General features: G+C 48.7%; 24 protein-coding genes. 8 read left to right on the top strand and 16 right to left on the bottom strand.

Features of this window, described 5'->3' with window-relative positions:
* Positions 1-69 precede the first annotated feature (69 nt).
* The 9 genes from QU595_RS11110 to QU595_RS11150 form a co-directional block, all read right to left on the bottom strand.
* On the bottom strand, positions 70-1,761 hold the full coding sequence (locus QU595_RS11110) for a PcfJ domain-containing protein (protein ID WP_315921844.1): 1,692 nt from the start codon (positions 1,759-1,761) through the stop codon (positions 70-72).
* A 30-nt stretch (positions 1,762-1,791) separates the two neighbouring features.
* Positions 1,792-3,630 (bottom strand): hypothetical protein, encoded by a 1,839-nt coding sequence (locus QU595_RS11115; RefSeq protein ID WP_315921846.1) that lies wholly within the window; start codon positions 3,628-3,630, stop codon positions 1,792-1,794.
* Positions 3,631-3,941: 311 nt separating this feature from the next.
* Positions 3,942-4,295 (bottom strand): hypothetical protein, encoded by a 354-nt coding sequence (locus QU595_RS11120; protein ID WP_315921848.1) that lies wholly within the window; start codon positions 4,293-4,295, stop codon positions 3,942-3,944.
* 248 nt (positions 4,296-4,543) lie between these two features.
* Positions 4,544-5,851: a PcfJ domain-containing protein gene (locus QU595_RS11125; protein ID WP_315921850.1), complete on the bottom strand. Its 1,308-nt coding sequence runs from the start codon at positions 5,849-5,851 to the stop codon at positions 4,544-4,546.
* A 2-nt stretch (positions 5,852-5,853) separates the two neighbouring features.
* The gene (locus QU595_RS11130) at positions 5,854-7,158 is read right to left on the bottom strand and encodes a PcfJ domain-containing protein (protein ID WP_315921851.1); all 1,305 of its coding nucleotides are present in this window, start codon (positions 7,156-7,158) and stop codon (positions 5,854-5,856) included.
* A gap of 60 nt (positions 7,159-7,218) precedes the next feature.
* Positions 7,219-8,529, bottom strand: a complete 1,311-nt coding sequence (locus QU595_RS11135; protein ID WP_315921853.1) for a hypothetical protein — start codon at positions 8,527-8,529, stop codon at positions 7,219-7,221.
* Positions 8,530-8,605: 76 nt separating this feature from the next.
* Positions 8,606-8,980: a hypothetical protein gene (locus QU595_RS11140; protein ID WP_315921855.1), complete on the bottom strand. Its 375-nt coding sequence runs from the start codon at positions 8,978-8,980 to the stop codon at positions 8,606-8,608.
* Between the two features lie 155 nt (positions 8,981-9,135).
* Positions 9,136-9,471 (bottom strand): hypothetical protein, encoded by a 336-nt coding sequence (locus QU595_RS11145; RefSeq protein ID WP_315921857.1) that lies wholly within the window; start codon positions 9,469-9,471, stop codon positions 9,136-9,138.
* A 14-nt stretch (positions 9,472-9,485) separates the two neighbouring features.
* Positions 9,486-10,922 (bottom strand): PcfJ domain-containing protein, encoded by a 1,437-nt coding sequence (locus QU595_RS11150; protein ID WP_315921859.1) that lies wholly within the window; start codon positions 10,920-10,922, stop codon positions 9,486-9,488.
* A 124-nt stretch (positions 10,923-11,046) separates the two neighbouring features.
* Here QU595_RS11150 and QU595_RS11155 point away from each other — a divergent pair, with 124 nt between their 5' ends.
* Complete coding sequence (locus QU595_RS11155) at positions 11,047-12,276, top strand: transposase (RefSeq protein ID WP_315921861.1); 1,230 nt, start codon at positions 11,047-11,049, stop codon at positions 12,274-12,276.
* Between the two features lie 66 nt (positions 12,277-12,342).
* Here QU595_RS11155 and QU595_RS11160 read toward each other — a convergent pair whose 3' ends face one another.
* Positions 12,343-12,543, bottom strand: a complete 201-nt coding sequence (locus QU595_RS11160; RefSeq protein WP_315921863.1) for a hypothetical protein — start codon at positions 12,541-12,543, stop codon at positions 12,343-12,345.
* A 176-nt stretch (positions 12,544-12,719) separates the two neighbouring features.
* Here QU595_RS11160 and QU595_RS11165 point away from each other — a divergent pair, with 176 nt between their 5' ends.
* A complete protein-coding gene (locus QU595_RS11165) occupies positions 12,720-13,169 on the top strand; it encodes a hypothetical protein (RefSeq protein ID WP_315921865.1) in 450 nt (149 codons plus the stop codon).
* Positions 13,170-13,197: 28 nt separating this feature from the next.
* Here the strand turns inward: QU595_RS11165 and QU595_RS11170 are convergent, their stop codons facing one another.
* Positions 13,198-13,545, bottom strand: coding sequence for a hypothetical protein (locus tag QU595_RS11170; RefSeq protein ID WP_315921867.1), 348 nt, complete (start codon positions 13,543-13,545; stop codon positions 13,198-13,200).
* A gap of 339 nt (positions 13,546-13,884) precedes the next feature.
* Here QU595_RS11170 and QU595_RS11175 point away from each other — a divergent pair, with 339 nt between their 5' ends.
* Positions 13,885-14,619 carry a hypothetical protein gene (locus tag QU595_RS11175; protein ID WP_315921869.1) on the top strand — a complete coding sequence of 245 codons (735 nt, stop codon included), beginning with the start codon at positions 13,885-13,887 and terminating at the stop codon, positions 14,617-14,619.
* A gap of 82 nt (positions 14,620-14,701) precedes the next feature.
* On the opposite strand, the gene QU595_RS11180 is transcribed toward QU595_RS11175, so the two are convergent.
* Both QU595_RS11180 and QU595_RS11185 read right to left on the bottom strand, forming a co-directional pair.
* A complete protein-coding gene (locus tag QU595_RS11180; protein ID WP_315921871.1) occupies positions 14,702-15,073 on the bottom strand; it encodes a hypothetical protein in 372 nt (123 codons plus the stop codon).
* A gap of 366 nt (positions 15,074-15,439) precedes the next feature.
* On the bottom strand, positions 15,440-17,236 hold the full coding sequence (locus tag QU595_RS11185) for a hypothetical protein (RefSeq protein WP_315921873.1): 1,797 nt from the start codon (positions 17,234-17,236) through the stop codon (positions 15,440-15,442).
* 222 nt (positions 17,237-17,458) lie between these two features.
* Here QU595_RS11185 and QU595_RS11190 point away from each other — a divergent pair, with 222 nt between their 5' ends.
* Positions 17,459-17,713, top strand: a complete 255-nt coding sequence (locus QU595_RS11190) for a hypothetical protein (protein ID WP_315921875.1) — start codon at positions 17,459-17,461, stop codon at positions 17,711-17,713.
* On the opposite strand, the gene QU595_RS11195 is transcribed toward QU595_RS11190, so the two are convergent.
* On the bottom strand, positions 17,710-18,048 hold the full coding sequence (locus QU595_RS11195; RefSeq protein ID WP_315921877.1) for a DUF5406 family protein: 339 nt from the start codon (positions 18,046-18,048) through the stop codon (positions 17,710-17,712). The genes QU595_RS11190 and QU595_RS11195 overlap by 4 nt on opposite strands.
* 90 nt (positions 18,049-18,138) lie before the next feature.
* Positions 18,139-18,561 carry a hypothetical protein gene (locus QU595_RS11200; protein WP_315921879.1) on the bottom strand — a complete coding sequence of 141 codons (423 nt, stop codon included), beginning with the start codon at positions 18,559-18,561 and terminating at the stop codon, positions 18,139-18,141.
* A 252-nt stretch (positions 18,562-18,813) separates the two neighbouring features.
* Between QU595_RS11200 and QU595_RS11205 the strand changes: the two genes are divergently transcribed.
* Positions 18,814-19,218 (top strand): hypothetical protein, encoded by a 405-nt coding sequence (locus QU595_RS11205; protein ID WP_315921881.1) that lies wholly within the window; start codon positions 18,814-18,816, stop codon positions 19,216-19,218.
* Here QU595_RS11205 and QU595_RS11210 read toward each other — a convergent pair.
* Positions 19,207-19,434, bottom strand: coding sequence for a hypothetical protein (locus tag QU595_RS11210; protein ID WP_315921882.1), 228 nt, complete (start codon positions 19,432-19,434; stop codon positions 19,207-19,209). The genes QU595_RS11205 and QU595_RS11210 overlap by 12 nt on opposite strands.
* Before the next feature lie 238 nt (positions 19,435-19,672).
* On the opposite strand from QU595_RS11210, the gene QU595_RS11215 reads away from it, so the two are divergent.
* From QU595_RS11215 to QU595_RS11225, 3 genes are all read left to right on the top strand, one after another.
* Positions 19,673-20,293: a hypothetical protein gene (locus QU595_RS11215; protein WP_315921884.1), complete on the top strand. Its 621-nt coding sequence runs from the start codon at positions 19,673-19,675 to the stop codon at positions 20,291-20,293.
* Between the two features lie 303 nt (positions 20,294-20,596).
* The gene (locus QU595_RS11220) at positions 20,597-22,429 is read left to right on the top strand and encodes a hypothetical protein (RefSeq protein ID WP_315921886.1); all 1,833 of its coding nucleotides are present in this window, start codon (positions 20,597-20,599) and stop codon (positions 22,427-22,429) included.
* A gap of 101 nt (positions 22,430-22,530) precedes the next feature.
* Positions 22,531-23,691 (top strand): type II toxin-antitoxin system HipA family toxin, encoded by a 1,161-nt coding sequence (locus QU595_RS11225; protein ID WP_315921888.1) that lies wholly within the window; start codon positions 22,531-22,533, stop codon positions 23,689-23,691.
* Positions 23,692-24,015 lie beyond the last annotated feature (324 nt).

A 24,015-nucleotide genomic window follows, 5' to 3' on the forward strand; every position in this document is an offset into this window, starting at 1 on the left:
ACCTTTGTTACAGCATTAAATGCAATATTTATGCATTTTCGTCAATACATTTTAATAGAATAATTGACGTTAAAGCCCGAACGACATCTGGTCATTGTTTTGCACCCTCACGCTCGATGTTTTCGCCTTCGCCATCTTCTTTCTAAATTGCCCCACAGTCGTCTTATGCGGTTCCTGCCCATAAATCTGGATATGTAACACAACATTATCGTCTAGCTCTGCTGGGAAATAAGCGATTTCGCTGTAGACGCAGTGAATTTGTCCCCTGAAATCAGGCAACGTGCCATCTGGAATTGTACTAATTGCAGTATTATCGAGAATTAGAGTTCCTTGGATTTTCATTCTCGGAAGTCGCGTGATCTCAGAACCTGTAAAGGTGGCTTTCCCCATGACCTCAATCAGTTCGGGAAACCGCTCAACGGTCGAGTGCTTCATTGTGAAGTGTGACAATGACAGATTTTCAGGTAGGGCCTCGATCTTGGCGCTTACCAGGCTCAATGAGTTGCTGATGTCCCATTTTGCCAATGAAGGACAGCCCTTATTGAAGCAGATGCGGAGTTCGTCTCGTGCTCGTAGCCTTTTCGGGTAATTCTTGGTCCCGCTACCTACGCGAAGGCATCCCACATCCAAATCTTCCGGCAGGTCGGTCACTTTTGAACCTTCGATAAATAGCTCGTCGTAATACTTTTTGTTTTCAGGAAGGCTCTCAAGATCGCTTGAAAACGCATTCAAGCTGGAACCGAATTTCACACCATCTGGAATGCGTTTCAGGTTCGAGTCGTACAGATGAATTCGACCCGTGATTTCCATATTTTCCGGAAGGGCCAAGCGACCATGAATATCGAGATCGCCTTCGATACGCGTTCCTTCACCGATTGTCAGCTGGCCGCCTACCCTAGCATATCGCTGAAGAGACCCGACGATACGGCTATCCTCCGGCAGATTAAAAACGCCGTCATGGAAATTCGGTAGATTGAGGATGTTGTTATATTTCGTTAGATTGAGGGTGCTGTTATATTTAAAGCCCTTCGGTAAGGCATCGATTGGGTGCCATTTTCCATAGGCGTCAACGATTTCCCCGATGCTGCAATAATATCGCCAGAGGTCGTCCATATCAATCGAGAGACAAGACAGGCTCAATTTCAGATATTTTGGGAGAGGAGGCTTGTTCTGCTTCCCCTGCAATTCGACAATCCTGTTTCCATCGATATGAGCGGTCGCATGGGCATTGTTGGATCGGTCTCTCAGTGAAAGAAAGAGCGCCCTCGCAGTGAACAGCCGTTGGTCATAGCCTCCATGCCCGATGCAGTGCTGCATCTGCTTGCTTTCGCGATCCAAAGCTTCCGGAGTGAGCAACTTCACGACCGAATACCCGTCGTCGAGCTGAGCGTATAACTGTTCGTGGTCAGCATCGAGTTGGGCGACTTCGATACGCTGGTTCGCCTTTCGCATGGCTTTGTCAGCCTCGACCATCAGTCTGGCAATGTCCCCGCACTTCATCAGCTTCTTGGGTATGCCTTTGTCATCGACTTGCTCCAGCCAGGCGTCGTTGTTGACCACTGCGGCACGAAGCCAGTCTGCGATATGGCTGAGGCGGCCATCAGAATGCGCCTCTGCATAATCCTGCAGCCAGTTCGGGTTCCGCTTATGGTCCTTCGTCAGGATGCGCTCCATTGTGCCGTTGAACAGCTCTATGACACGGTCGTCATCGTTCGGCCGAAGTACGTTAAATTGTTTGAGCGCATCCTGAACTGTGGTCATGTTGGATATTTCCGTTTTCGTTCCTGAATTTCAGAGATTAATGCCGATCTTTTCCGCGAGGTCTTTTCGAAGCTCACCTGCAGTGATTTTGTGTTGCATCCCCATCAAGTCGAAACGAATGATGGGCGTTTCGTCATCGATGTCTGAGTGCAGCTCTCTTAGGAAAACCGACTGCAGATGCAGTGAGTTTACGTTGTATTTCGTTCCTTCTGGAAGCCCCTGCCACGGGGTATTATCGAGAGACAACAGGAAACGGGCAGTGACTTCCTTTGGCATATTTGGCAGATCGCCAATAAGTCCGAATACGTTGGCCGAAACCTTTTCAGGCATCCTGGCGACTTTGGAATTCATAATCCAGAGATCGCCTTCGGTCTCGTAGACCTCAGGGAATGCGTCGATTGTCGACTGGCTGATTTGAAGATTTGAAGTTAGAGGAGCCATATCCATTTCGACCTTAACCAAGCGCACATCGAGCTTCTCGCCAACTTGTTCAATCACACGCGGCCCTTTTGTGACCTTCATGTTCTCGATGATCATATTTTTCCCGATCTCGATCTTTTCGGGGAATGCTGTGATGCCTGCATCATTTATTAAAAGGCTTTCGAAACGAGTCATGTTCGCTGGCAACTTTGCGATTGGCGTCTTAAAAAGTGCTAGGTTCCCGTCAAATTCAATGTCTTCTGGAATAATGGTGATCGGCGTTTGTTTGAGGAACAGCGCACCACCGATCTTGAGGCCTTTGGGCAACTCGTTGATCTCTGCCATAGCCAATGTGAGGCTACGGCCGATGGTGACGTCGTCTTCGATGGCAACATCTTCCGACAGAGCAATATTCAGGTCCCCGGCAAGCTTGATTGTGCTGGCAATCCTGATGTTTGTGGAGTTTTTGATGATCAGATCGCCCTCAACACGGATGTCGATTGGGTGATGTTGCAGGTCAGCATTTTCCACTGTCAGCGATCCGCGAACGTGAAGGCCTTCTGGAAGCTTGACCTTGTCCTTCTGCTTGGCGGCATTCGTAGCTGCTTCGATTTTCAGATCGCCAGCGGTGACGAAGCCTGCAGGCAGATTCCGCCTGTCATGGAAAATGCCGTCATAGCCAAGAACTTTAATCCCGTATTGGCGTTCGTATCTCGAAATGTCGATCTGGTGTTTTGCGAAAAGCGGGCCGAGCATTAGGGCGTAATTTTCGATAGGGAACCTGTTCTGCTTTCCGGAAATCTGCAATGCCTTGAAGGTGCCGCCGTGGCTCTGGCGCTTGGCTTCAACAGTCGCATGGGCTTTGCCGAATGAATCTCTCAGAGACCAGAAACGGTATTCGTCGTCCTCAAGGCGACGGTCATAACCGCCATGTCCGATGCAGTGCTGCATCTGAGCGCTCTCACGGTCGAGAGCTGCAGGCGTGAGAAGCCGGACGACATAGAAGCCGTCATCAAGCGTCATTTCCAGCTGTTCGTCGCCTTCCACGATGCGCACACCCAGAAGCTTCTGATTGGCCTTCAACATGGCCTTGTCAGCTTCCTTGACGATGTCCTTAACCGTCGAGAACTTCATCAGCTTCTTGGGGCGACCCAACTCGTCCTTTCGTCCGATCCAGGCCTCATTGTTGCGGACTGAGGAAAGGAGCCAGTCAAGGATATGCCGAACGTCATCGTCAGAGTGATCACGCAGCGCGACAAAGCTGTCGATCATACCTTCGACGCTCGGATTGAAGTCATCGGAAATGGTCTTTGCAATCACACGGCCAAATGAGAACTGAAAAAGTGCTTTGACGGCCTCAAACTCAGCCTGCGTACCGAAAAAAGATTCCTTCAAGTGGGCATCAACCAACTTTTGAACCATGCAGTCCCTGGTCTTTTCATTCGACATCTGGAGCCTCTAAATGTGCGGCCAAAGACTTGTTTGCGCCGAGGAATTGGCACGGTTCAACGGTTGAATCTTTGGTATATTATTTATTGGTATACATTTTTGCATTTCAATTGGAAAGCAGTATTAAATGAATCGGCATTCTTACGCGTGAGGGTAATTAAACCACAAAAAAAGGCGGCTATTTATAGCCGCCTTTTGATATTTCAATTATCGTTAGCTTCTGCTGCTTACCCGGTCGTCGCATCACAGGACGACTGAAGGATTGCGAGCTTGGCAACGAGATTGAAGATGGATTGGGTCGTCCGCATCCTCTACGGTCTTGCTTGCGCGATCATCATGGAAGGTGTTGGCGGACGTCTAGCAGCCTTCTGGAGAGTCTTTGCGGCTTCCTTTTCGATCTGCGCAACAGTGGTAAATTTCATGAGCTTCCTAGGGCGGCCGAAATCATCGAGGCTCTTCAGCCATGCGGCGTCGTCATGGATAGATTTGGTCAGCCACTCGCTGATCTGGCGGGCCTGATCGTCTGTGCAAAGCATGCGCCAATCTTCTGCGTCCGCAGCAGCTTTCTTGAGCAAGCGGCCGAGCGACAGGTCCAGAAGCCGCAGCTGTGCAGGTGAGGTCGAGAGTTCTTCGAGAAACCAATTAACTTCGTCGTTCGAATACATAATATACGTTTACCTACGTGTGTTGAATTCAGAATGAAGTGCCCTGGTCGCATCATCTATTTAAGGAAATGAGGATTTCCCACAATATAGGCGCGACCAAACATGTCATTTAGGTTATTATGCGCTGAATTTCAAAGGGAAATTTCCCGCCTCCAGAAATATTAAACCCAGGAATTTGCAAGAGATTTGGGACAAGAATATAGGTCGCATAATGGAAGAAGTTCTATGATGATGAATATCAGGTGAAATCACATTTTCGGTGAGACCGTGCTTTGCTCTTCATCCTTTCTTTGCCGTCTCTTTGCCTCTTTGCGTATTTCTCCCAGTGTTTTCTCGCGTTCGAAGACGCTAGTCCGCACTATAAGATTGTCTGGAAGGTGAGCAGGCAGCTCATTCTTGTCGATTTTGGAGTGTGAGATATCCAACAGCTCTCCAATTTTGATGTCATCCGGTAATTTTGTGATGCTCGAATGTTGAAGATCGAGTTCTCCCACTTCCATGCCGCGTGGAAGTTCGACAAGATTTTCACAATACCAGATTCGAAGCATACCTGGAATTTTCGTGCCAGCAGGCAGGCTGGAGAGTTTTTCGCATGACGACAAAATAAGACTAGAGCCGACATTGATATCACCTTCAATTCGTTCAATGTTCGAATTCGATCTTATTTTCAGTGAGGCACGAACGCTCACTGGCCCAAGCGTTTCTGAGTCTGTCTCACACAGATTAAGATGACCGTTCACGACCAGATTCAATGGGATGTGTGCATTTCGAATTTCAGTGAAATCTAAACTTGAATAGGATTCGAAGCCGTCCGGCAATTCATGAATGTTGACGATTTCAGAACCTGCAGACATGACAGCGCCCCAATTCATCAGTGCGGGAGTCATGTCGAAGGATTTGCCATTCTCTGTGACGAAGTAGCGGACAAGGCTTTCCAGATAGTCGCGACGAGGCATCTGGTTTTGCTTGCCCTGTATCTGAGTCACACGACCGTTCTCGATCTCGATTGTCGCATGCGCATTCCCATGCCGATCCCGCATGGACAAGACCATGTAGCCGCTCATGTTAAGCCAGCCATCATAAGCGCCATGGCCGACGCAATGTTGCATCTCAGCGCTTTCACGGTCGAGTGCTGCAGGTGTTTTCAACCGAACTAGGTGAAATCCATCTGATGTCGTCGCATACAGCTCCTCATCACCAACAACGAGTGTGACCTGCCCCTGCTGCTGGATGGCGATTGCCATGGCCTTGTTGGCTTCCTGCGTGATCTGGGCAATGGAAGCGAACTTCATCAGCTTACGTGGACGGTCCTTGGCATCTGTATGCGTCAGCCATGCCTCGTTATTCACCAGGGCGGCTCGAAGCCAGTCTGCAATGTGCGAGACTTCTGCAGGTCGATAGTGCGAAGCCCACTGATCACCTCTGGCAGCGATGTTCTTGAGCACGCGGCCGACCGATAACGTCAGAAGCCGAGCAACCTCATCGTTCCCGTCTGCGTGCTCGATCATAAGGCGAGCGATGGCCTGGAGTTCAGAGGCTGGAATCTGCTTTGCCATGCTTACATCCTCATCCCAAGCGACTGTTCGACTTCCATTGCTTCCTTCTTTTGACGACGCTTTGCAGCCTTCCGGATTTTACCAAGCGTTATGTCTTCTTCAAACGGAGAATACTGGATAACCAGGCTATCGGGTAATGAAGCGGGCAATTCTTCGAGATTTATTTTCGTTCCTTTAGTAATCAGCTTTCTGCCAATTTTAATGTCGTCCGGCAGTTTCGTAATAGATGTTCCATAGAGGTTCAATACTTCTCCAACCTCCAATCCGGCAGGCAATTTTTTGAGTTTTGGGGAATTGGTCAATACTAGTGAGCCTGGAACTTTCAGGTTTTCGGGAAGGGTTGTGAATTCTGGGCAATGATTAACAGTGAGATTCTTGCCTACCTTTATTTTTCCAATTGATTTCAATTTCTGCATACTTTGCAACATCACACTCTCCTCAACATGGACATCGTGTATGCGGGCAATCTCGCTGTCTGTGCAATTTAGAGACCCATTTACATGCAGACCCTTGGGCAAGCGTGCGCCGTTGATGTTTCCAAGGTTAAGATCGGACTTTGATGAGAAATTGTTTGGGAGATTCATCATATCCATGAGTTCATTGTCCTTGGATAAAGCCATCTTGTGATCGCTGAGAGCGCCACTTAAATCCAAATACTTGTCACCGTTTTTAATGGCAAAATAGTCAATAATCTTATCGAGATAGTCTCTCCGAGGGATAGTGTTTTGCTTTCCTTGTATCTGATAAATCGATATAAAGCCGTTTATTTCCAAAGTGACGTGTGGTTTTCCATAAGGATCACGCATAGACAAAATCATAAAACCTTCCTTGGCCAATTCGTTGTCGTAAGCACCCTGCCCCACGCAATGCTGCATGACAGCGCTCTCGCGATCCAAAGCCGCTGGTGTTTTCAATTTCACGAGGTAGTAGCCATCTGACAGATGGTCGAAGAATTCCTCGTCCCCATCGATCAGTTTGACACCGCCAAGCTTCTGATTGGCTTTCAACATAGCCTTGTCAGCTTCCTTGGTGATCTGCTCGACATTGGCGAACTTGAGGAGCTTTTTCGCTCTCCCGAGGTCATCAGTATTCTGGAGCCAGTCCGCATCCGCTTTGACGTCGGCGATGAGCCAGTCAGCGATATGTCTGGCCTGGGCATCGGTGCATAAAGAACGCCAGTTTTCGCCTGCCTTGGCTGAGCGATTGAGAACTCGGCCGAGCGACATCGCCAGCAGTTCGAGAGCGCGCTGGTCGTCCTTGGAGAAAAGCTTCAGGAATTCAATGATTTCGGCTTCGTGCGTGGTCATGCTGATTGTCATTCGTTGCTATTGTCATCAGCATGTCGCAGGCCGTCGCAAAGGTCGAATTCACATGCCTGGATAGTGTTCTGGATCGTCCAAACTGTCGGGCGGGAAATAGCCGACACCATCATATATATCGATATGAAGCTTGCTAGCGGGGTTTCCGAGTGATTTCGGCCAAGCGTTAAGATCGATTTGATTTTGATGGGCGTAAATCTCACCGTCGACTTTCATACCTGTTGGAAATGAGGTGACGCCAGAGCCTCCTATCCACAGGTCGCCGCCAACATGGATAGGGGTTTCAAATTCTAAATCTTTGCACCCTTCTACAAGCAAGCTCATATGTGTTTTTGACAAGTGAATCCTTTTAAGAGCGCAATTTTCAGCTGAAATATCGCCTTCAACGTTCAAGCACGATGGCAGCTCGGTGATATTGGTTTCATCGATTTTCAGATCATCCTTCACGCGGAGGTTCGGTGGAAGAACTGAAATTGGCGCTTTGCTTAGATCCAGAAATCCATTTACAGCCATGTTGGCAGGAAGATTTATCTCCGGTCCAGACCTCGGAGCTTCAACGCTCCCCATGCTAACAAAGCCTTCTGGAAGGTTGTATATTGAGTAAATTTTTCTACTTTTATCCTGAACCACACCAAATTCAGGCGAGATAATATCGATTTCCCAAGAATTCCTTTCAATGAAATCCCAGAGATATTTTGCATATTTTTGCAAAGGAGGTTGGTTTTGCTTACCTTGCAACTGTTCCACTCGCATTTTTTTATCATGGAGTTCGTAATCATAAGACTGACAAACTTCTAGAGTGGCATGGGCTTTTCCATGTTGGTCGCGAAGTGAAAGATAATATCCGACCCCAGCCTCAACCATCCTGTCATATCCGCCGTTACCGATACAATGCTGCATCTCAGCAGATTCCTTATCGAGAGCAGCCGGAGTCATCAGGCGAACGATGTAGAAACCGTCTTCAAGCTCGGCAAAGAGTTCCTCGTCTCCCTCGACAAGGGTGATCCCGCCGAGCTTCTGGTTGGCCTTGTGCATGGCCTTGTCGGCTTCCTTGGTGATCTGTGCGACATCGCCAAACTTCAGCAGCTTCAGGGGCCTGTTTTTCGCATCTACATTAGCGAGCCATGGATCGTTGTTGACGATGGCAGCACGAAGCCAGTCCGCAATGTGGTTGACGGAGCTGCGGTCATAGGCCTCCCGCCAGTTCTGGCCCTTGCGAGCCAAATTCGAGAGCACTCGGCCGACTGAAAGCGTCAAGAGTACCGCCAGCTTCTCGTTGCCTTCTGCATGCTTGAGCATGACGCCTGCGATCTCGTGCTTCTGTGCGTTGAGAGTTGACTTGTCTAACGGTGCCTTCATGTGAATGACCATGTCGAGTTTTGTGAATGATCATGAGGAATGCGTTCGCAAAAATCGAACGAATGCCAGAAGGCCTTTACCGTGGCACTGGTGCGCTGGCCTCTAGGCCCGGAACTTCGATCCCGATATCAGACCACTTTTTAATGACCTCTTCATCATTCTTCGGCTCAGGCATGTTGGCGTAGACGCTTAACGCCTGCGCAAGGGTGATAGGTTCTTCGACCAAGATCCAACGAAATGCATCGGCGTGCTCGCTTTCGAAGTAGCGGCCGACTACCCACTCTGCCTCTTCAGGATTTCCGTCGATGCTCGCATCTTCGTTCACGGTAATCATCCAGTAATGGTCGCCGTCGTCCTTCCTCAGTGCCAGACATCCCCCACCTGTATGGTAGATTTCGAATTCGGCGTCCAAGGCAATCTTGAGGCGTTTTTCCAGCTCTTTCATCGACATCTCATTCTCCATTTTCAAAGTGCTTGAGTTTTTATATTCCTATTTGTTCATGCATTCTACAAAAGAAATCGGGCGGTGATGCTCGCGAAGCAAACCAATTCAGGCCGCCGATTTTATTTCCGTACCGCCACCTTTTCTTTTGCAATGGCGTCCAATTAATCTATAAGGACATCAACAAATGCGCTGGTCGCGTGTTCTGTAAACTCAGGAGTAATTTTATGGCCCATTTTGATCTTCTCGCGTCTGTAAAGCTTCCCGTTTCCGCAGACGGTGATCTCATCGGATGCAGAAGGAACTGTTATCGCAAAGACCGCTTCGATATGGATCGCCTCTGCGCTCGCTGACCTGGCTAACCTTGGCCGAGAGCCAGCAGAAAAGCTGAATGAGGAATACGAAGAGCAGGAAGCTGCCAAGTCCCGGATGTTTTCGAGTTCACTCGGCCGATAATCCGGTAACAAATCAAAAATTGAGGCCGTCAGTGACAGTGTCATGGCGGCCTCAATTTTTATATGGACATCCCTTGGCTGTTTTCGGTGTCCAGCTTTGCACGTGCCTCCTGACGAAGTTGCCCAAGAGATTTCGTGGAGAACGAATACGGCCCACAGAGAACGCGATCCGAGAAACTGTCTGGAAGACTCGTCACATCGAATTTATTAAGATCACAAAGCAAATTGGAAATCTTTGCATCTTCAGACACCGTCTGAACAGACGTCTCTTTGATGTCGAGCGTTTTGCAAGCAAGACCATTTGGGAGCGTTTTGAAGGAATAATCCTTAATCTCAAAAAGACGCGGAACTGATATTCCGTCTTCGAATCGTATGCCGCTCCATCCCTCGACGCGTAGATCGCTCCCTATTTTAATGGAAGCAGGAATTGGTTCCTGGATATCGCAATTCTGAATTTTTAGATATTTTCCGACCTCAAGGTCTGCGGGTATTGCTATAATTTTGAGTTTTTGAAGAAATATCCCGCCGCCGACTTTCAGTCCTCTTGGCAAATTGGTTATGTTATTCGTGTAGCCAATCATAAGATTCCCGCCAACCTTGAGATTGTCTGGAAGCTTGGTGCATTTGCTTGTAACGACGACGAGATTCCCCTCGATGACAATGTCATCAGGTATTGAACTAATGTTGCTTCGCGAGATGTCCAGTTTGCCTTTTATGACTAGGCCTTTTGGAAGTTCGATGTCTTTACTTCCATGATATTCGAAATCAATAATTGTTGAGTTCTCAGGGATATCGAACTTCTTCAGGATGCGACCTTTTTGCGTCACAACATACCCTGCTGAAGAAGCGATATCAGTGAAATATTGTGTATTCTTAAGCAGGTACGGTCCTAGCAATTTCAGATAGCTGTCCAAAGGAAACTTGTTTTGCTTGCCCTGTATCTGGGCGATTTCGTAGTTACGGAAAACCGCAGTCTCTGGAACGCTCAACTCGATTGTTGCATGAGGCTTCCCATACTGGTCCCGAAGCGACAGTATTTTGATGTCACCACTCTCGACATCGTCGTCATAAGCGCCCTGCCCGACGCAATGCTGCATGATTGAGCCTTCTCGATCCAAAGCGGTAGGAGTTAGCAGCTCGACAATGTAATAGCCATCTTCCAACTCGGCGATGAGCTTTTCCTCTCCCTCGGCCAGCCTGACGCCTTGAAGCTTCTGGTTGGCCTTCATCATAGCCTTGTCAGCTTCCTGAGTGATCTGCTCAATGGTCGAGAATTTCATAAGCTTGCGTGGGCGGCCTTTGGCGTCGCAATGCTTGAGCCATAGCTCATCGTTGATGACTGCAGCCTTCAGCCAGTCTCTAATGTGGCTTACATCCGCTGCTTCATATGCGGCCCTCCAGTCCTCGCCTCTTTTAGCGAATTTGGCCAAGACTCGGCCGACCGAAAGCGTCAGAAGTTCGGCAACTCTTTTGTCCCACATGGAAATTTGCATCATGTGGGACGCGATCAGATGCAGGTCTCTTTCGAGTGTGGTTTGATCAAATGCGCGCTGCAAACCATATAGTTATTTGCGGATTCCGTCTTGAGTATTATTTCAAGTAGCAATATATAATCAGACAATGAAGCAACTAACGGCGTACAAATTCAGGATTTATCCTGATGCAGGGCAGGAGCGACTATTTCGTCGCACTGCTGGCTGTTGCCGTTTCATTTATAATCTCTGTCTCGAACAGAGAAAAATGGCCTGGAACCGCTTGAATCCGACTGGCCTGTCAGCTGTAGATCAGAATAAGGAATTGGGCGTTCTGAAAGAGGTTGCTCCATTCCTGAAAGAAGTTCCGCATCATTGTCTTCAGCAGGCCGTTATCGATCTGCAAAAGGCATACGTGAATTTCTTCAAAGGCCGTGCCGCTTATCCCAAGCCGCGCAAGAAATTTGAAAACGAGAGTTTCCGCTTCCCCGATCCGAAGCAGATTTTTGTGCGGGACGATGCTATTTTTCTGCCAAAGGCAAAATGGGTGAAAATGGTCATGCATCGCCCCATTATTGGAACGATCAAGAACGCCACGGTTTCGACCTCCGGCGATCATTGGTATGTGGCGATTCAGGTCGAGCAAGAGGTTGATGAGCCTGTTGTTGGTCCGATGGTCGAACGGTCGATGGACCTCGGGGTCGTCAAGCCAATTTGCATGGACGATGGTGAGGTCTTTGACCTGCCCCGCATGTCCGACAAGGAAAAGAAAAAAGAAGCAACACTGCAACAGCGCATTGCGCGTCGCAAAAAAGGTTCGAAGAACCAGCTCAAGGCCAAACGAGACTATCGTCGTTTCAAGGCCAAAATTGCGCGTCGGCGCAAGGATCAAAAGCATAAAGCTACGACCAAAATCGCAGACAGCTGCAATGTGCTGTATATGGAGCGTTTGAAGGTCAAGAATCTGACCGCTTCCGCTCGCGGAACGGTCGAAGAGCCAGGTAAGAACGTTGCTCAAAAGGCTGGTTCAAACCGCTCAATGCTCGATGTCTCGCCAGGTGAGACAAAGATGTATCTCGAATACAAATTGCGCCGCAGAGGCGGAATTATTGTTTACGTGAATCCGGCCTACACCTCACAGAGATGCTCGGTCTGTGGTCACGTCGACGCATCGAACCGTCCCGAACGGGACGTGTTCTCGTGCGTCTCTTGCGGTCATGCCGCTTGCGCAGATCATAATGCTGCGCGGAACATTCTTGAATTGGGACGTAAAGTCCTGACAACCGAAGGACCTTCGGGGCTGGCCTGTGGATCGAACCGCGTTAGCGGTCGGAAGCAGGAACTCTCAGGCAGGAGCAAAGCGGCTATCGCCGCCTAGCAGAGGCCGAGAAGCCTGGTCCTTTAGGGCCGGGAGAAGTCACTTTCCATTTGGTCCGCCACCAAATTAAGGTTTAAGGACCTCGTTGGCATCGCAGGAGTAACCATTTACAGTCCAGCCGTACTTGTTGGATAGCCAATCAGAAACGTTGTCCAGATCGTCAATCCCGTCGTTTTCCAGATTGATAGACAGCTCTGTTGGGAGTTCTAATTCGTCGGGATCGACTCCATCGGTGTCCCATTCGATATTTGTCAGCAGGTAATTCATCAGGTAACTCCTATTTATTTGATCAGATTTACGCATCAAAAGTTGCCTTGCTTTAATGCAATTAACAATAAGCTCGTTCCTGATTTTTGTGGCAAATTCAGAGTTAAAATCTGTCGAATTTTTCTTGTAATTATACCTCTGGTTTGATATGGAATTGGCTCTAGAAAGGCGAACCTATGCACCCTCTTCAGTTTGTTAATTCCAATCTCGACGCCGAACTCATGTTTATCGTAACTGAGGGCGTGAGGAATTTCGTCGAGACTTCATCAAAGGATTCCAAGGGGGCAACCCGTGGTCAGTGTAGCGATCTGACTGCCAAGCTCGTTTTCGAGACAATCTGCGAGCGTCATCCTGAATGTGCAGACAAGTTCTCGGAATACGAGATCCAGAAGGTGGCGAATGACATCTTCCAGGCTATCGAGACCAAGGACATCGGGTATCTCGCCCTCTATCCTCAGATCGCCGAGCGGTTGCTCCATTACATGTCGGTTCGCCTGATGGGTGTCCGTGCGGCCTATGTAGATCCCAGGGCTGAGACGCATCACGACAGCTACTGGCCTTTTGGTCAGGAAGGCGGCTTCTGCAATCCGATGAAGCTGAAGATGTTGGCAGAGGATGGCTACTAAGCCTATCTGCGGCTAAAGGCGCAGGCCGTCAGCGAAAACGCGGGGAAGCCATAGTCGTCCGAGCTTTGTGTTCAGCTGTGTATATCGGGATTTTCGCGAGTTCTGCTTCAGGCAACTTAGATAGCAAGACGGCTACTTGATCAGGCTCAGCAGGTTCTGGATCGTCGTCAAGCCCGTCGTCTCCTTGTGCGGTTTGAATCCGCCCAGACCATGTCTCGTCTTCATGATTGTAAGTCAGCCACGCATTGGCTTTGAAGTCAGTCGCTCGGAATTCAAACTCGGACCAAGAATGCTCGTCATCTGGTATTTCAGTCTCCGCGATGAACAAAATGGTGTCTGGGTTTAGAAAGAGTGTTTCTAGTCTGACATATTCCATGGGCTTACCTCGTGCTTCATGATTCTGAGCGTCACGCACGATTGTGAAAGGAACAAGTCTATCTCAGTTCAGATTCGTAGAAACGAGTCCCTTCACAAGGACGTATGGACAGATTGATCCACAGATCTGCGGCGACGCGCCGAGCGCCGTAGCTGTTGAAATGGGATTTCATATACTCTTGAAGCCGCTTTACTCGGCGCAGCTCTGAGTAGACTGCAATACGGAAGCGTGTTAGCTGGCTACCGCTCGGATATGAGTAGATTGCAGTTAGGGGGGTGTATGACTTTATGTATGGTATGGCGAACTAACGATAATGTCTGTTTCGCTTCGGATTCGCGGTTGTCCTTTAATTCCATTACCTGTGACGCTGGTATTAAAATCTGCAAAGTGCCCTTCACCATTTACGGGCCAAGTGCCGCTAATGGTAGCGCCCCTGTTCTCGCCTCTGGCGACTTGGGCATGGGGTTCGCGGGTTCTTCCGTTGTTGCGCTTATGATGAAAGAGGCCCTTGCCGAGATAGTCTCAAACCTCCAGGCAGTTCCTATATTCCACGATTTCGGGATGGATGGAATTGCGAATGTGATGTTCCGTGGCTTCAAGGTTATTGCGAAGAGCATCAGCACAGCCCTGTTTGAAAAGGCTGCAACCTGCGTTGTCTTTGCAGGTTATTGCGAAGTGGAACAGCGCATACGAGCGTTTCGCATGCAGCTCGATAAGCAAAATAATGCTTCAATAGTCGAGGTGCTGCACGCTGTGGGTGACGTGGAGGTATTTGGCAGTGGCGAAAAGGCCGCCCGAGTGATACTGCCATCAAATCCCAGCCAAAAAGACTTCGTCAACGTTCTTCAGCAAGTCATCGATGATCCGAACGTCCACGACGTCGGCGGAAACATCCAATATGGAGGATTTAAGGGACGAAGATTTCAGCCAGTAGGGGTGGCGGTCTTAGGTGATTCACCGAATGGCGTTCATTATTGGAGAGGGCCGTTGGACCTGAACGGACCAGACTTTGATCATGCCAATGGGCTAGTCCTTGGCTTCCCTTGTTTAGACCTGATCACAAAACCGATCTGATCTGCACGACTTTGCGCTTGGGTGTGTCCAGAAATTGAAAGGGCCACCCGAGCGCCTTAGCTGTCGAAGTGGCCCGCCTGCCCTAGGCTGGCAGTCTGGCTAGTTCGTCAAGAATCCCATTCACCTCGTCAGGCGTCTGGTAGTTCAGAATGATTGAGTCCCTGCCGGGGATTGAGAACGAAATCTCGTAAGTGGGAACTCGCTCATCGGCTTTGGCGAACATTACGTTGCCGAACCCGAAGCCTGATTTCTCTGTCTGGGGGACGCCCGTGATGATGCTTGCTGTCGCTCCATTGGGGAACTTGACCACGGCATGCTTGGTGGTCTTCAGGGCCTTGGTCCAGGAATCCATGGACTCCTGTGTGCTGGGAGGCATGGTCTTCAGGGCATCTTCGAGGATCTCAGCACCGTAGGCCATCTCGTGCTTGTGAAAGACGAGATCGTTCACGGTCATACCGAGTTTGCCTTCTTGAGGAACGATCTGCGGAACACTTTCCATCATACACCTGATAATGCCACGGGACTAAAAATCCCACTCAGAACATCGTCGGTACCGAATCCCATCAGCCTCGTCAAATAGGTCATTTTTAGGTCTGCAAGCCCACGATGAACTGGGAGGCAACTCTTTCTGTCGCCAGCTACCTTCGCATGTTTGACGATGACGTTCCAGACCTTACGGCCGCGTGTGCACCAGACGCTAGGAGTCCATCCGATGGTGTGCAGCCAACATCGACACTTGCAGCCGATGCCCCCTCAGCGACCCTCGGCAAGTCGAGTGCACCTGTAATACCCGCATGCCCAATCATGAATTGAAATTATTTCAGAATTTCAGGGCAGCTTCCAATTTTGCTATTTCAGTCCTTACATTCTCACGATATTCGTCAGCAGACATTTGGGTCTCGAATTCACCCCCGTCAGTTAGTGTGACGGTCTCAACCTGCCAGTTTTCAGGCAATTCCATGGGTGGATTGTTATTGAGCACCAATGTTTTACAACGCACGTCACAATCAGTAGGCAATTCTCTCAGATTTGGGGTATCGCGCAGGTCAAGCTCGCCCTGAACATTTACCATTTTCGGAAGCGTGGAAATATCTGATCCCGCGAATGACAAGCCTCCGTTTTCGCAGGTGATGCTATCGGGAAGCTTTCCGATCTTGGTGTTCGTGAATTCGACGATGTCGTATAGCGGACCACTGAAAACAAGATCCCCTCTCATTTCACCAATAGTGCTGCCTTCAAAACCCGTTGAATTCGGCATTTTCCAATTCCCATTGATCAGGGAAATGTTGGAATTGAGAATATAAAGCTGATATTCGACTTCTAGACTTTCGGGACACGCAGTGAGATTGAGTGCGGTTCCCACCAGAACACCTATCTTTAATCCCTCCGGTATTTTGGAAACTGCCGTCTTCATAATATGAAGCTCGTTGTATTCCCTGATATGCTCGGGCAAGGCTTTCAATTTCGATTCTTCAGCATGAAGCCCTGCGAAAGTGACCCCGTCTGGAATGGTTTCGATGTCCGTCAAAGCTATGTCGAGTATGCCCCCGACCATCATTTTTTCAGGCAGCTTTGAAATTGTGGTTCCATTCAGTTTGCAGTTTCTCCCGATTTTGCAGTTTTCGCCGATCTCCTTCAGCATGGACAGGCTGCCATAAAGCGTCCCCGCCACAATGGTGTTGTCTGAAATTGTCTCTGGCCAAGGCCAAGATAGGCGAAGGTCTCCTCTAACCTTCAGGCCTTTGGGTAAAAAGGTTTGAAGATACTGGTTTTCGTTTCTGTTGGCGTACATATCGCCGTTAACGACCATATTTTCCGGGATTCTTCCGTCTCCCAGATTTCTGGTTTGGAAATCTCCCTTAGTTTTGAAGCCGTCTGGCAGTTCTTCGGGATGATAAATTTCGTCCTCGTCTGAGATAATGACGCCCACTGGTGGAAGTCCGGGAAAACTGACGTTGTTAGCCTTGAACCATGGACGCAGAAGGCTGAGGTATTTGCCTAGCGGGATGTCGTTTTGCTTTCCGTTGAGCTGGTATATGTGCATGTTTGATCCGTAATCAGAGATTTCCATGGTGACATGGGGTTTCCCGAAAGGATCTCGCAGTGACAGGTAGAGTAGCTGGCTGTTGTTCAGATTTGCATCATACGAACCGTGCCCGATGCAGTGCTGCATCACCTGGCTCTCGCGGTCGAGCGCTGCGGGCGTGAGCATCCGAACAAGCGTGTAGCCGTCTTCCAGCTCTGCAATGACGACTTCCTCGCCCTCAACCAGAGAAACCTTGCCTGCGCGCTGGTTGGCTTTCTCCATGGCCTTATCAGCTTCCTTGACGATCTGAGCCACGCTTCCGAACTTCAGAAGTTTGCGCGGGCGGCCTTTCTCGTCGACGACGGATAGCCATTCCGCTCCGCTCAGAACCTCGGCCTTTAGCCAGTCGTAGATGTGGCGAATTTGCGAACCCGTCGCGAGGGTCCTGAAGTCTTCTCCGCGCTTTGCGGCGTTGAAAAGAACTCGGCCGAGCGACACGACAAGAAGCGGGTCTACCTGCTCATCCTGTGGGGCATGCGCGTGCAGCAGGCGAAGGACAGCTTTCTTCAGATTGTCGAGATGCTCGGTCATTACGATGTCCAAAAAGTGATTAAAGCGATATCGTATCTGCTGGTCTCGCAAGTGTCGCCGAAAGCGGAAGTTTCTCGGCTTGGTAATGTCCAGATGATGGCCGGATAATATCCGCTAGACCGTCTGCTATTCTGCTGCGACTGCCTTGTAATTTGTCCGCCACCGGTCTACTTCAATGAAACATTGGCATCTACACAATCGCCATTGAGGGCGATCAGGCAATTGAAACCTAACCTCCCATACCTGAATGCAGGCCATCTACGTTCCGATCTCGCTCACCTGAAGATAGGCAGTCATTTCACGAATGGCGGTGGCGAATGGATTGTGACTGACATCGGCACTCGCACCTTATCGGCCATCAAATTGGAGCCAAAAATGGAAAGCGACCCGAGCTGGTTGGCTGGGCCGCCTTACGCGGTTGCAGAGATTGTGTTTGACGAAGACGACATCCTCTCCATTGAAACACCAGGCGATTAGTCCTTCGGCCACTCCTGAGGAGCGATGGCAATGATTTCGGCCGCGATCAGCATGTCCTTGAGCCAGTCTTCGCCCTGATCATCATCGTCTTCGCAGAGAAGAGTCTCGCCATCGCTCTCGCGCTTGAGAACGATACCAGTCTCCTCCACGTCCTCGTAAAGCTGCATGAGGGCAGAATCGATGTTGTGGAAACCAGCACCGTTGCCGCCAACGGTAATTTCCTTGATGAGACGATAATCCCAGACGCCGAAGGTCATGCGGATCGTCTTGGTGGACATGTTTCCCGAACAATTCATGTTCGGATCGAAATTGATAACTGTGGTTTCGGCCGTCATTTAAATGCTTCCATTTGTTGAACATTAAAATGTTGACGAATTAAATATCAATGAGCAAGCCGAAAATCAGATAATTGCAATCCCTATAGATCACTGATCAGATTCTTCGTCTTCTTCGGCATCCTGCGTATGGTCGTCGAGGAACGGCTTCTCCAACTTGGCTCTCAAGGTATTTGACAGGTTCCACTCAGCTTCGACACGGGCTTCTTCCGAGGTGTCTTGCGCCCTCCTGGCAACCTGAAGCCTTGTTGCGTATTCCGTTGGATTTGCGGGAGCGGCCAGTCCACGGAGCAATAAGAGCGTCTCCTCGTCAAACGAATGGTTCCCAGGTTTCCAATCGCCCAACTGGATGGCCATATTCGCGACGGACTGGCTTGCCTTCTCATAGAATGCTCGTTCCTCATCAGATGAACTGGCCGCGAGGTTTGCAGAAATTTTCGATTTCGCCGCATCATTCTGGGTTTTCAGAAATTCGATGTCAGCGGACGTTAGTTCAATGGAACCATATGCCATATTCACTTCCCCTTCGCGTGTTCGCATACGGATAACCGACAACAGTTTCAAGCAAAATATACTGTCATTACTGACTTCTTGCTTATATTTTTGATTTAGAATGCTTCTCTCCGAGAGGAGTATCCATCTCTCGCTGCGGTAGACATAAATCTCCGAGATTTGGTCGATTTGGTGCTTATCGATTGACCCTTGCGTGACAACCTCCGACCTTCATATGCGGAAACTCGCATTATCGGCCACCAAGGACGCATCATGACGGAAACAATTGAACCAGTGATCGGCTATCACGGCTCGTACAAGGAGGTCTCTGCGTTTTCACCGCTGCGCTATGAGGGTGTCGGCGGCATCTATTTCACGCCAGACATCGACGATGCTTGGTGTTATGCGGACGCTGGCTGCATCGAAGAAGGCGATGTCCAGACCGTTATGACCGCTAATCTCACGATCCGAAATCCTATACGCCTGTTTGGGATCGAGTCTCAGGTTCTGTCTGTCGACAGGATCGCTGAACTCAAGGCACAAGGTTATGATGCCGTTTACGGCATTTCAGGCGACGATGGTGCTATCTACGAGATCGCCGTATTCGATCCCGAGCAGATCGAGATAGTGGCCGTCGAGAAGCGACTAGAGCCGGAAGCCGCTGCTTTAAGACTGTGAGGTCGTATGAGGCTCCTGGCGCACAAAAGTCCAATAGCTCATGTTGCCTTGAACGAAATAGAGAAGCTTGCCAGTCTCGCCCACGGCGTAGCGATTGAAGGAAGGCTGGTTGACGTGCTCTACCTCGGTGATCTTGTCTCCGTAGCGAACGACGGCAAATGGGCCATTGAGATCGACTACTCGGCAGTTCTCACGAATGAGCAAAGGTTCGGTCATGGTCACTTCCTCCAGACGGTCTATCTATGACAGTTTTGGTCAGTAGGCAACCAGGTTGAATGATTGAATGTCGATTCCGGACAGTGCGAATAAACTTTTGTCTTGGAGCACTCTTATGCTGCTTCCAAGCTGTTTTTTTAAAATCGGTGCCGTCCATTCATTTTTGCGATTTCCTCTATAAATAATAAACCGTTTTGGCCGATAGAATAATTTGATAGTATTGAGATTAGGGGGAGTCATGAAGAGAATTTATTACGCCTTTATCATCATCGGATCAATAGCATTAGCTATATTGTGGCGACTGTCAGGGGAGGTTCCACAAGTGGAAGGAGATGTTCTCAGTTACAAAGGCCTAGTCTACAGCTTAACGCGATGCGATATAGAACGGTATTGTGATTTCAAGAATCCCAAAACTTCTGAACGTCTCATACATCTTGTTAAGAATGGACTGGTGGCAGAGCTGAAGGAAATCCCGCCTGAGGGCATAATTATTCAACCAAAACTTAAAAGCGAGCAATTCGTTGAAGCGATTTGTCTGGCTAGCAAGAATAGGTGTTACGACCTGTTAACGGTGTACCATTTCGGAAACTCGACTATTTTTGTGTTTGGAGAGATGCGAAGAACACACTCGGGACCGATCTCCTTAAAAGATGCCAATACATACGACGAGGCATACTATCTAATCGATAACACCGAAAAACCGATAAAGTCAGTCCTTGAGCTGACCAGGAATGGCGCTGATCATCGATCAGTAGCAAGTGAGGAACGTCAATCCATCGCTAAAACGATGTCTAAAAATCATAGGGGGAATCATGACAAATATAACGACAGTTCAAAAATCCAGCAATCACTTCATTAGCGCAATTGCTGGAACACAAAAATTCAATGGAGTGTTTACATGGACGTTTGCTGCTGATCAGTGGCAAACCAACAATATTCAATTGGGTAGCATTGTAACAAGCGATATCCTTTTTGCTATGAACTCCCTCCGTAATAACGGTATTTCGCCACTCATATATGAAGACCTTCTAGCATAGCTTACGCTTCAATCCAATCTTCATTTAGTTATGCTTACAGAACAATATCATCTTACGCGAATATAACTTTCCAATACACGACTCCAGACAACAATCCCTACCAATATGTTGCTGGAACTAAAAATATGAATGGTGCTGACGGATTTGGAACGTACCTTAACACTCAGTTTGACAACTCCATTATTGCCGTCGATTTAACGGCCAATTCGAAAATTTTTTCAGGCTACGTCAGCGATGGAGCTGGATATGCCGACTATCTCGCGATTCATGAGATCTTGCACACTGTCGGGTTGTACCACCCACATGATCAGGATGGCGGTACTGATATGTTCTTCGGTGTTTTTGATAACGCTAAGTATACGGCATTGTCATATGAACATTCAACGAACAATGACTATGGTCACGTAATTACTCCTATGGCTTTTGATATAGCTGCGCTTCATCATTTGTATGGAGCGAAGGCCAAAGCACAAACTGATACAAAATATTCGATTATCGATGCTGGGGACACTCTGAATGACGGCCACGTTAATGGCCATGTCCAGATTGGCAGAGCGTATTATAGTATTTGGGACACAGGTGGGATCGACGAAATAGAATACCAAGGCGATCAACGCGCAATCATAAATCTGAATGAAGCAACGCTGATGAACCAACATGGCCAAAGTATGATTGATGTCAAAGATATCATCATGGGATCCAAATTTTGGGTAGGTTTGCCTGATGGCATAAAAGAACAGTTTACGATTTCTTCATCTGCGGCAGGAGGCTACTTGTCGACTTTGTTTAGCTCAAGTGGTGTCCGTGCTGGTGGCTTCACGATTGCAAATTCAGGTGTCGCAGGTAGCGGTTTTAATACAGGAATAGAACGAGCGGCTGGCGGCTGGAACGATGACATAATAATTGGCAATCATCTCAACAACAAAATACTTGGTAATGCAGGAAACGATTTCATTTTTGGTGGACAAGGTGACGACGAATTGCATGGCGGATCAGGCGACGATTTTATCCATGGAGGTGTCGGCAACGATAGCATTTGGGGTGGACTAGGTAATGATACAATATGGACTGGAACTGATGGGGCAAAATGGGTCGGAGGAGGTGATGGTGATGATATTATCATAGCAGAAGGTGATTGGAATTATGTGGATGCTGGAAACGGCAATGACATTATTGTCATAAGGGGCAGCGGTGAATACCTTGGATGGGGTGGTAATGATTCATTTGATTTAACAAATGTTGCAAGTGACGCATATGGCTACATTAACGGGGAGTTCAACGTTAATTATTTGTATGCAAATAGCTTAAGTGACATGTTTGTGGACTTTTATGCCAACGAATTTACTATTTCTTGCAACGATTTTATCATTGAAAACATATTCGTTTATAATTTTGGCAAAAGTTATGACGTTAATGGCGGAGCCTGGGTTTCAAACGGGACTAGTTCAACGTACACAGGACGTGGTGCCATTTATGATCTAGCATTTGGCGGCCAGATTGAAAGTTCTGGCATAGGCCACCTGAATCAACAATGGGCCAATATCCAGTGGGCTTCAATCAACGAAGGTGCGTACAGTAACAACACAATAGCCTTTGCTGCAGAGATTATTAGCCCTTATCCAAATAGTCTATTCTGGCCTGTTGATGTTAAAATAACCGTGGGAAGTCAAGAATATGACGGGTTCGGAGCGCGATCTGGTGACCTATCGCAAGTCTACTTTGGTTTTGCAGATGGAGTGGAGATTGATGTCGACGGCGACACTTTATTTACCGGGACTGCACAATTTGCTATTATGGACGCGCAAGGCTCCATAACAGGGTACGAAACAAAAACATTCTCCGGTGTCATAATGGATACAGAACCTTATTCTTACGAGGACGAGTATGCTACTGCATTTACTCAGGATTATGATTTTCGTGACAGGGGTGTTAATGTAGAGGACTATTGGCTTAGCTGAGATTTTATGTAGCACTTTGCGGATTGATTGTTGCATTCAAAGCAATACATGTCCTAGCGTCGCAACTGTCCAAGTTGAACGTGCTACACTAGAGGTGTATTGTGTCCATTAATCGAAAAATCGATGTCAAATATGGAAGTATGGGAATTCCCGTTGGTGAACTGATTTTCGAGATCGGTGCTGGCAGAAAACAGTCGTCGCGTTTTTCCTATGTCGACAGCTGGATTGCTCGTTCGGATGCCTTTGCCCTCGCGCCTTCGATGCCTCTCGATGGCGGCCCGTTCTTCTATACAGGCGACAAGACCGCCCTCCCCGCTCCCATGGCCGATGCAGCACCGGACTCATGGGGCCGTAAGGTTTTGAAGGCTCATCTCCGCTGTCGCGAGCAGAATGAGCACCTGTTCGTCACTGAACTCGACTACCTGGTCGAACCCGTCGATCAGCTCCGGCTGGGCGCGCTGCGGTTCTTCGACACCGAAACAGCCCTGCCGCTGTCTAGGGGCACGCTCACAGCCGTTCCTCATGTCAAAGACGCTGGTCGCTTCATCAAGGCCGCATACGCATTCCAGAGAGATTCAGAGGTCTTCAAGGGCAATTCCGATCTCAGCTGCCTGGCGCACCTGTTAGGCTCGCTTGGAGGCGCGAGGCCAAAGATGAACGTCGTTGGCGACGACGGCTCTCTGTGGATCGCCAAGCTGCCACGGCCGGATGACGACTACGACGTAGCCAAAGTCGAAGCCAACACTCTACGACTGGCGGCTCTTGTCGGGATTACGGCATCTGAAGCTCGCACTGTCAGGATCGATGCTCCTCACTCAGTTCTCCTTGTGAAGAGGTTTGACCGCGTTGGTGACGAGAGAGTGCCTTTCATCAGTGCGCAGACGTTCATGGGGCTGTCTGGAGCCGAGGCTGGCAACTATGTCGACCTCGCCATGCAGATCGAACAATACGGCGCTCAGCCACGTCAGGACATCGAGGAGCTGTATCGCAGGCTGATGTTCTCAGTGCTGGTCTCGAACTTTGACGATCATCTCCGCAACCACGGCTTCCTGCTGGGCGCTGGTGGCAAATGGCGGCTCTCGCCTGCATTCGACATCAATCCGTCACCAGGCGAAGGCCAGACGTTGAAGACGGCGATCTCGGATATCCATGGAAATGAGTCGTCGATTGAAGCGGTGATCGATGCCGCGCCCTATTTTGGGATTGATGTCAATGTGGCTGTGACGATGGCGAAGGAAATGCAGAATATTATGCGAGCATGATAAAAATACATACAGCATAATGGGGTGAACTATTTATATGGTTTTTAAAAATCTCATTACGCCGAACGTTTCTTTAGATCATAATGGACAAATGGATGAATGGGGATCTGTCAATGAGTCAAGACCGCGTAGCTGTAATTATGTTCAGTTCCATTATATGGTTTGCATGGACATGGCCTCTTTACATCAGTATTTTTCCGCTCGCTACGCTCATTGCTTTTACTAAATCGTCTAGGCCAACTGTGAAGTGTGTCGCAAAGGTAATATTTTACGTTCTGGCTGTCCCAGTCGTCATAATTGTGTCTGCAATCACATTCCTGATTG

The organism is Mesorhizobium sp. SP-1A (assembly GCF_032460275.1).
Taxonomy (GTDB): domain Bacteria; phylum Pseudomonadota; class Alphaproteobacteria; order Rhizobiales; family Rhizobiaceae; genus Mesorhizobium.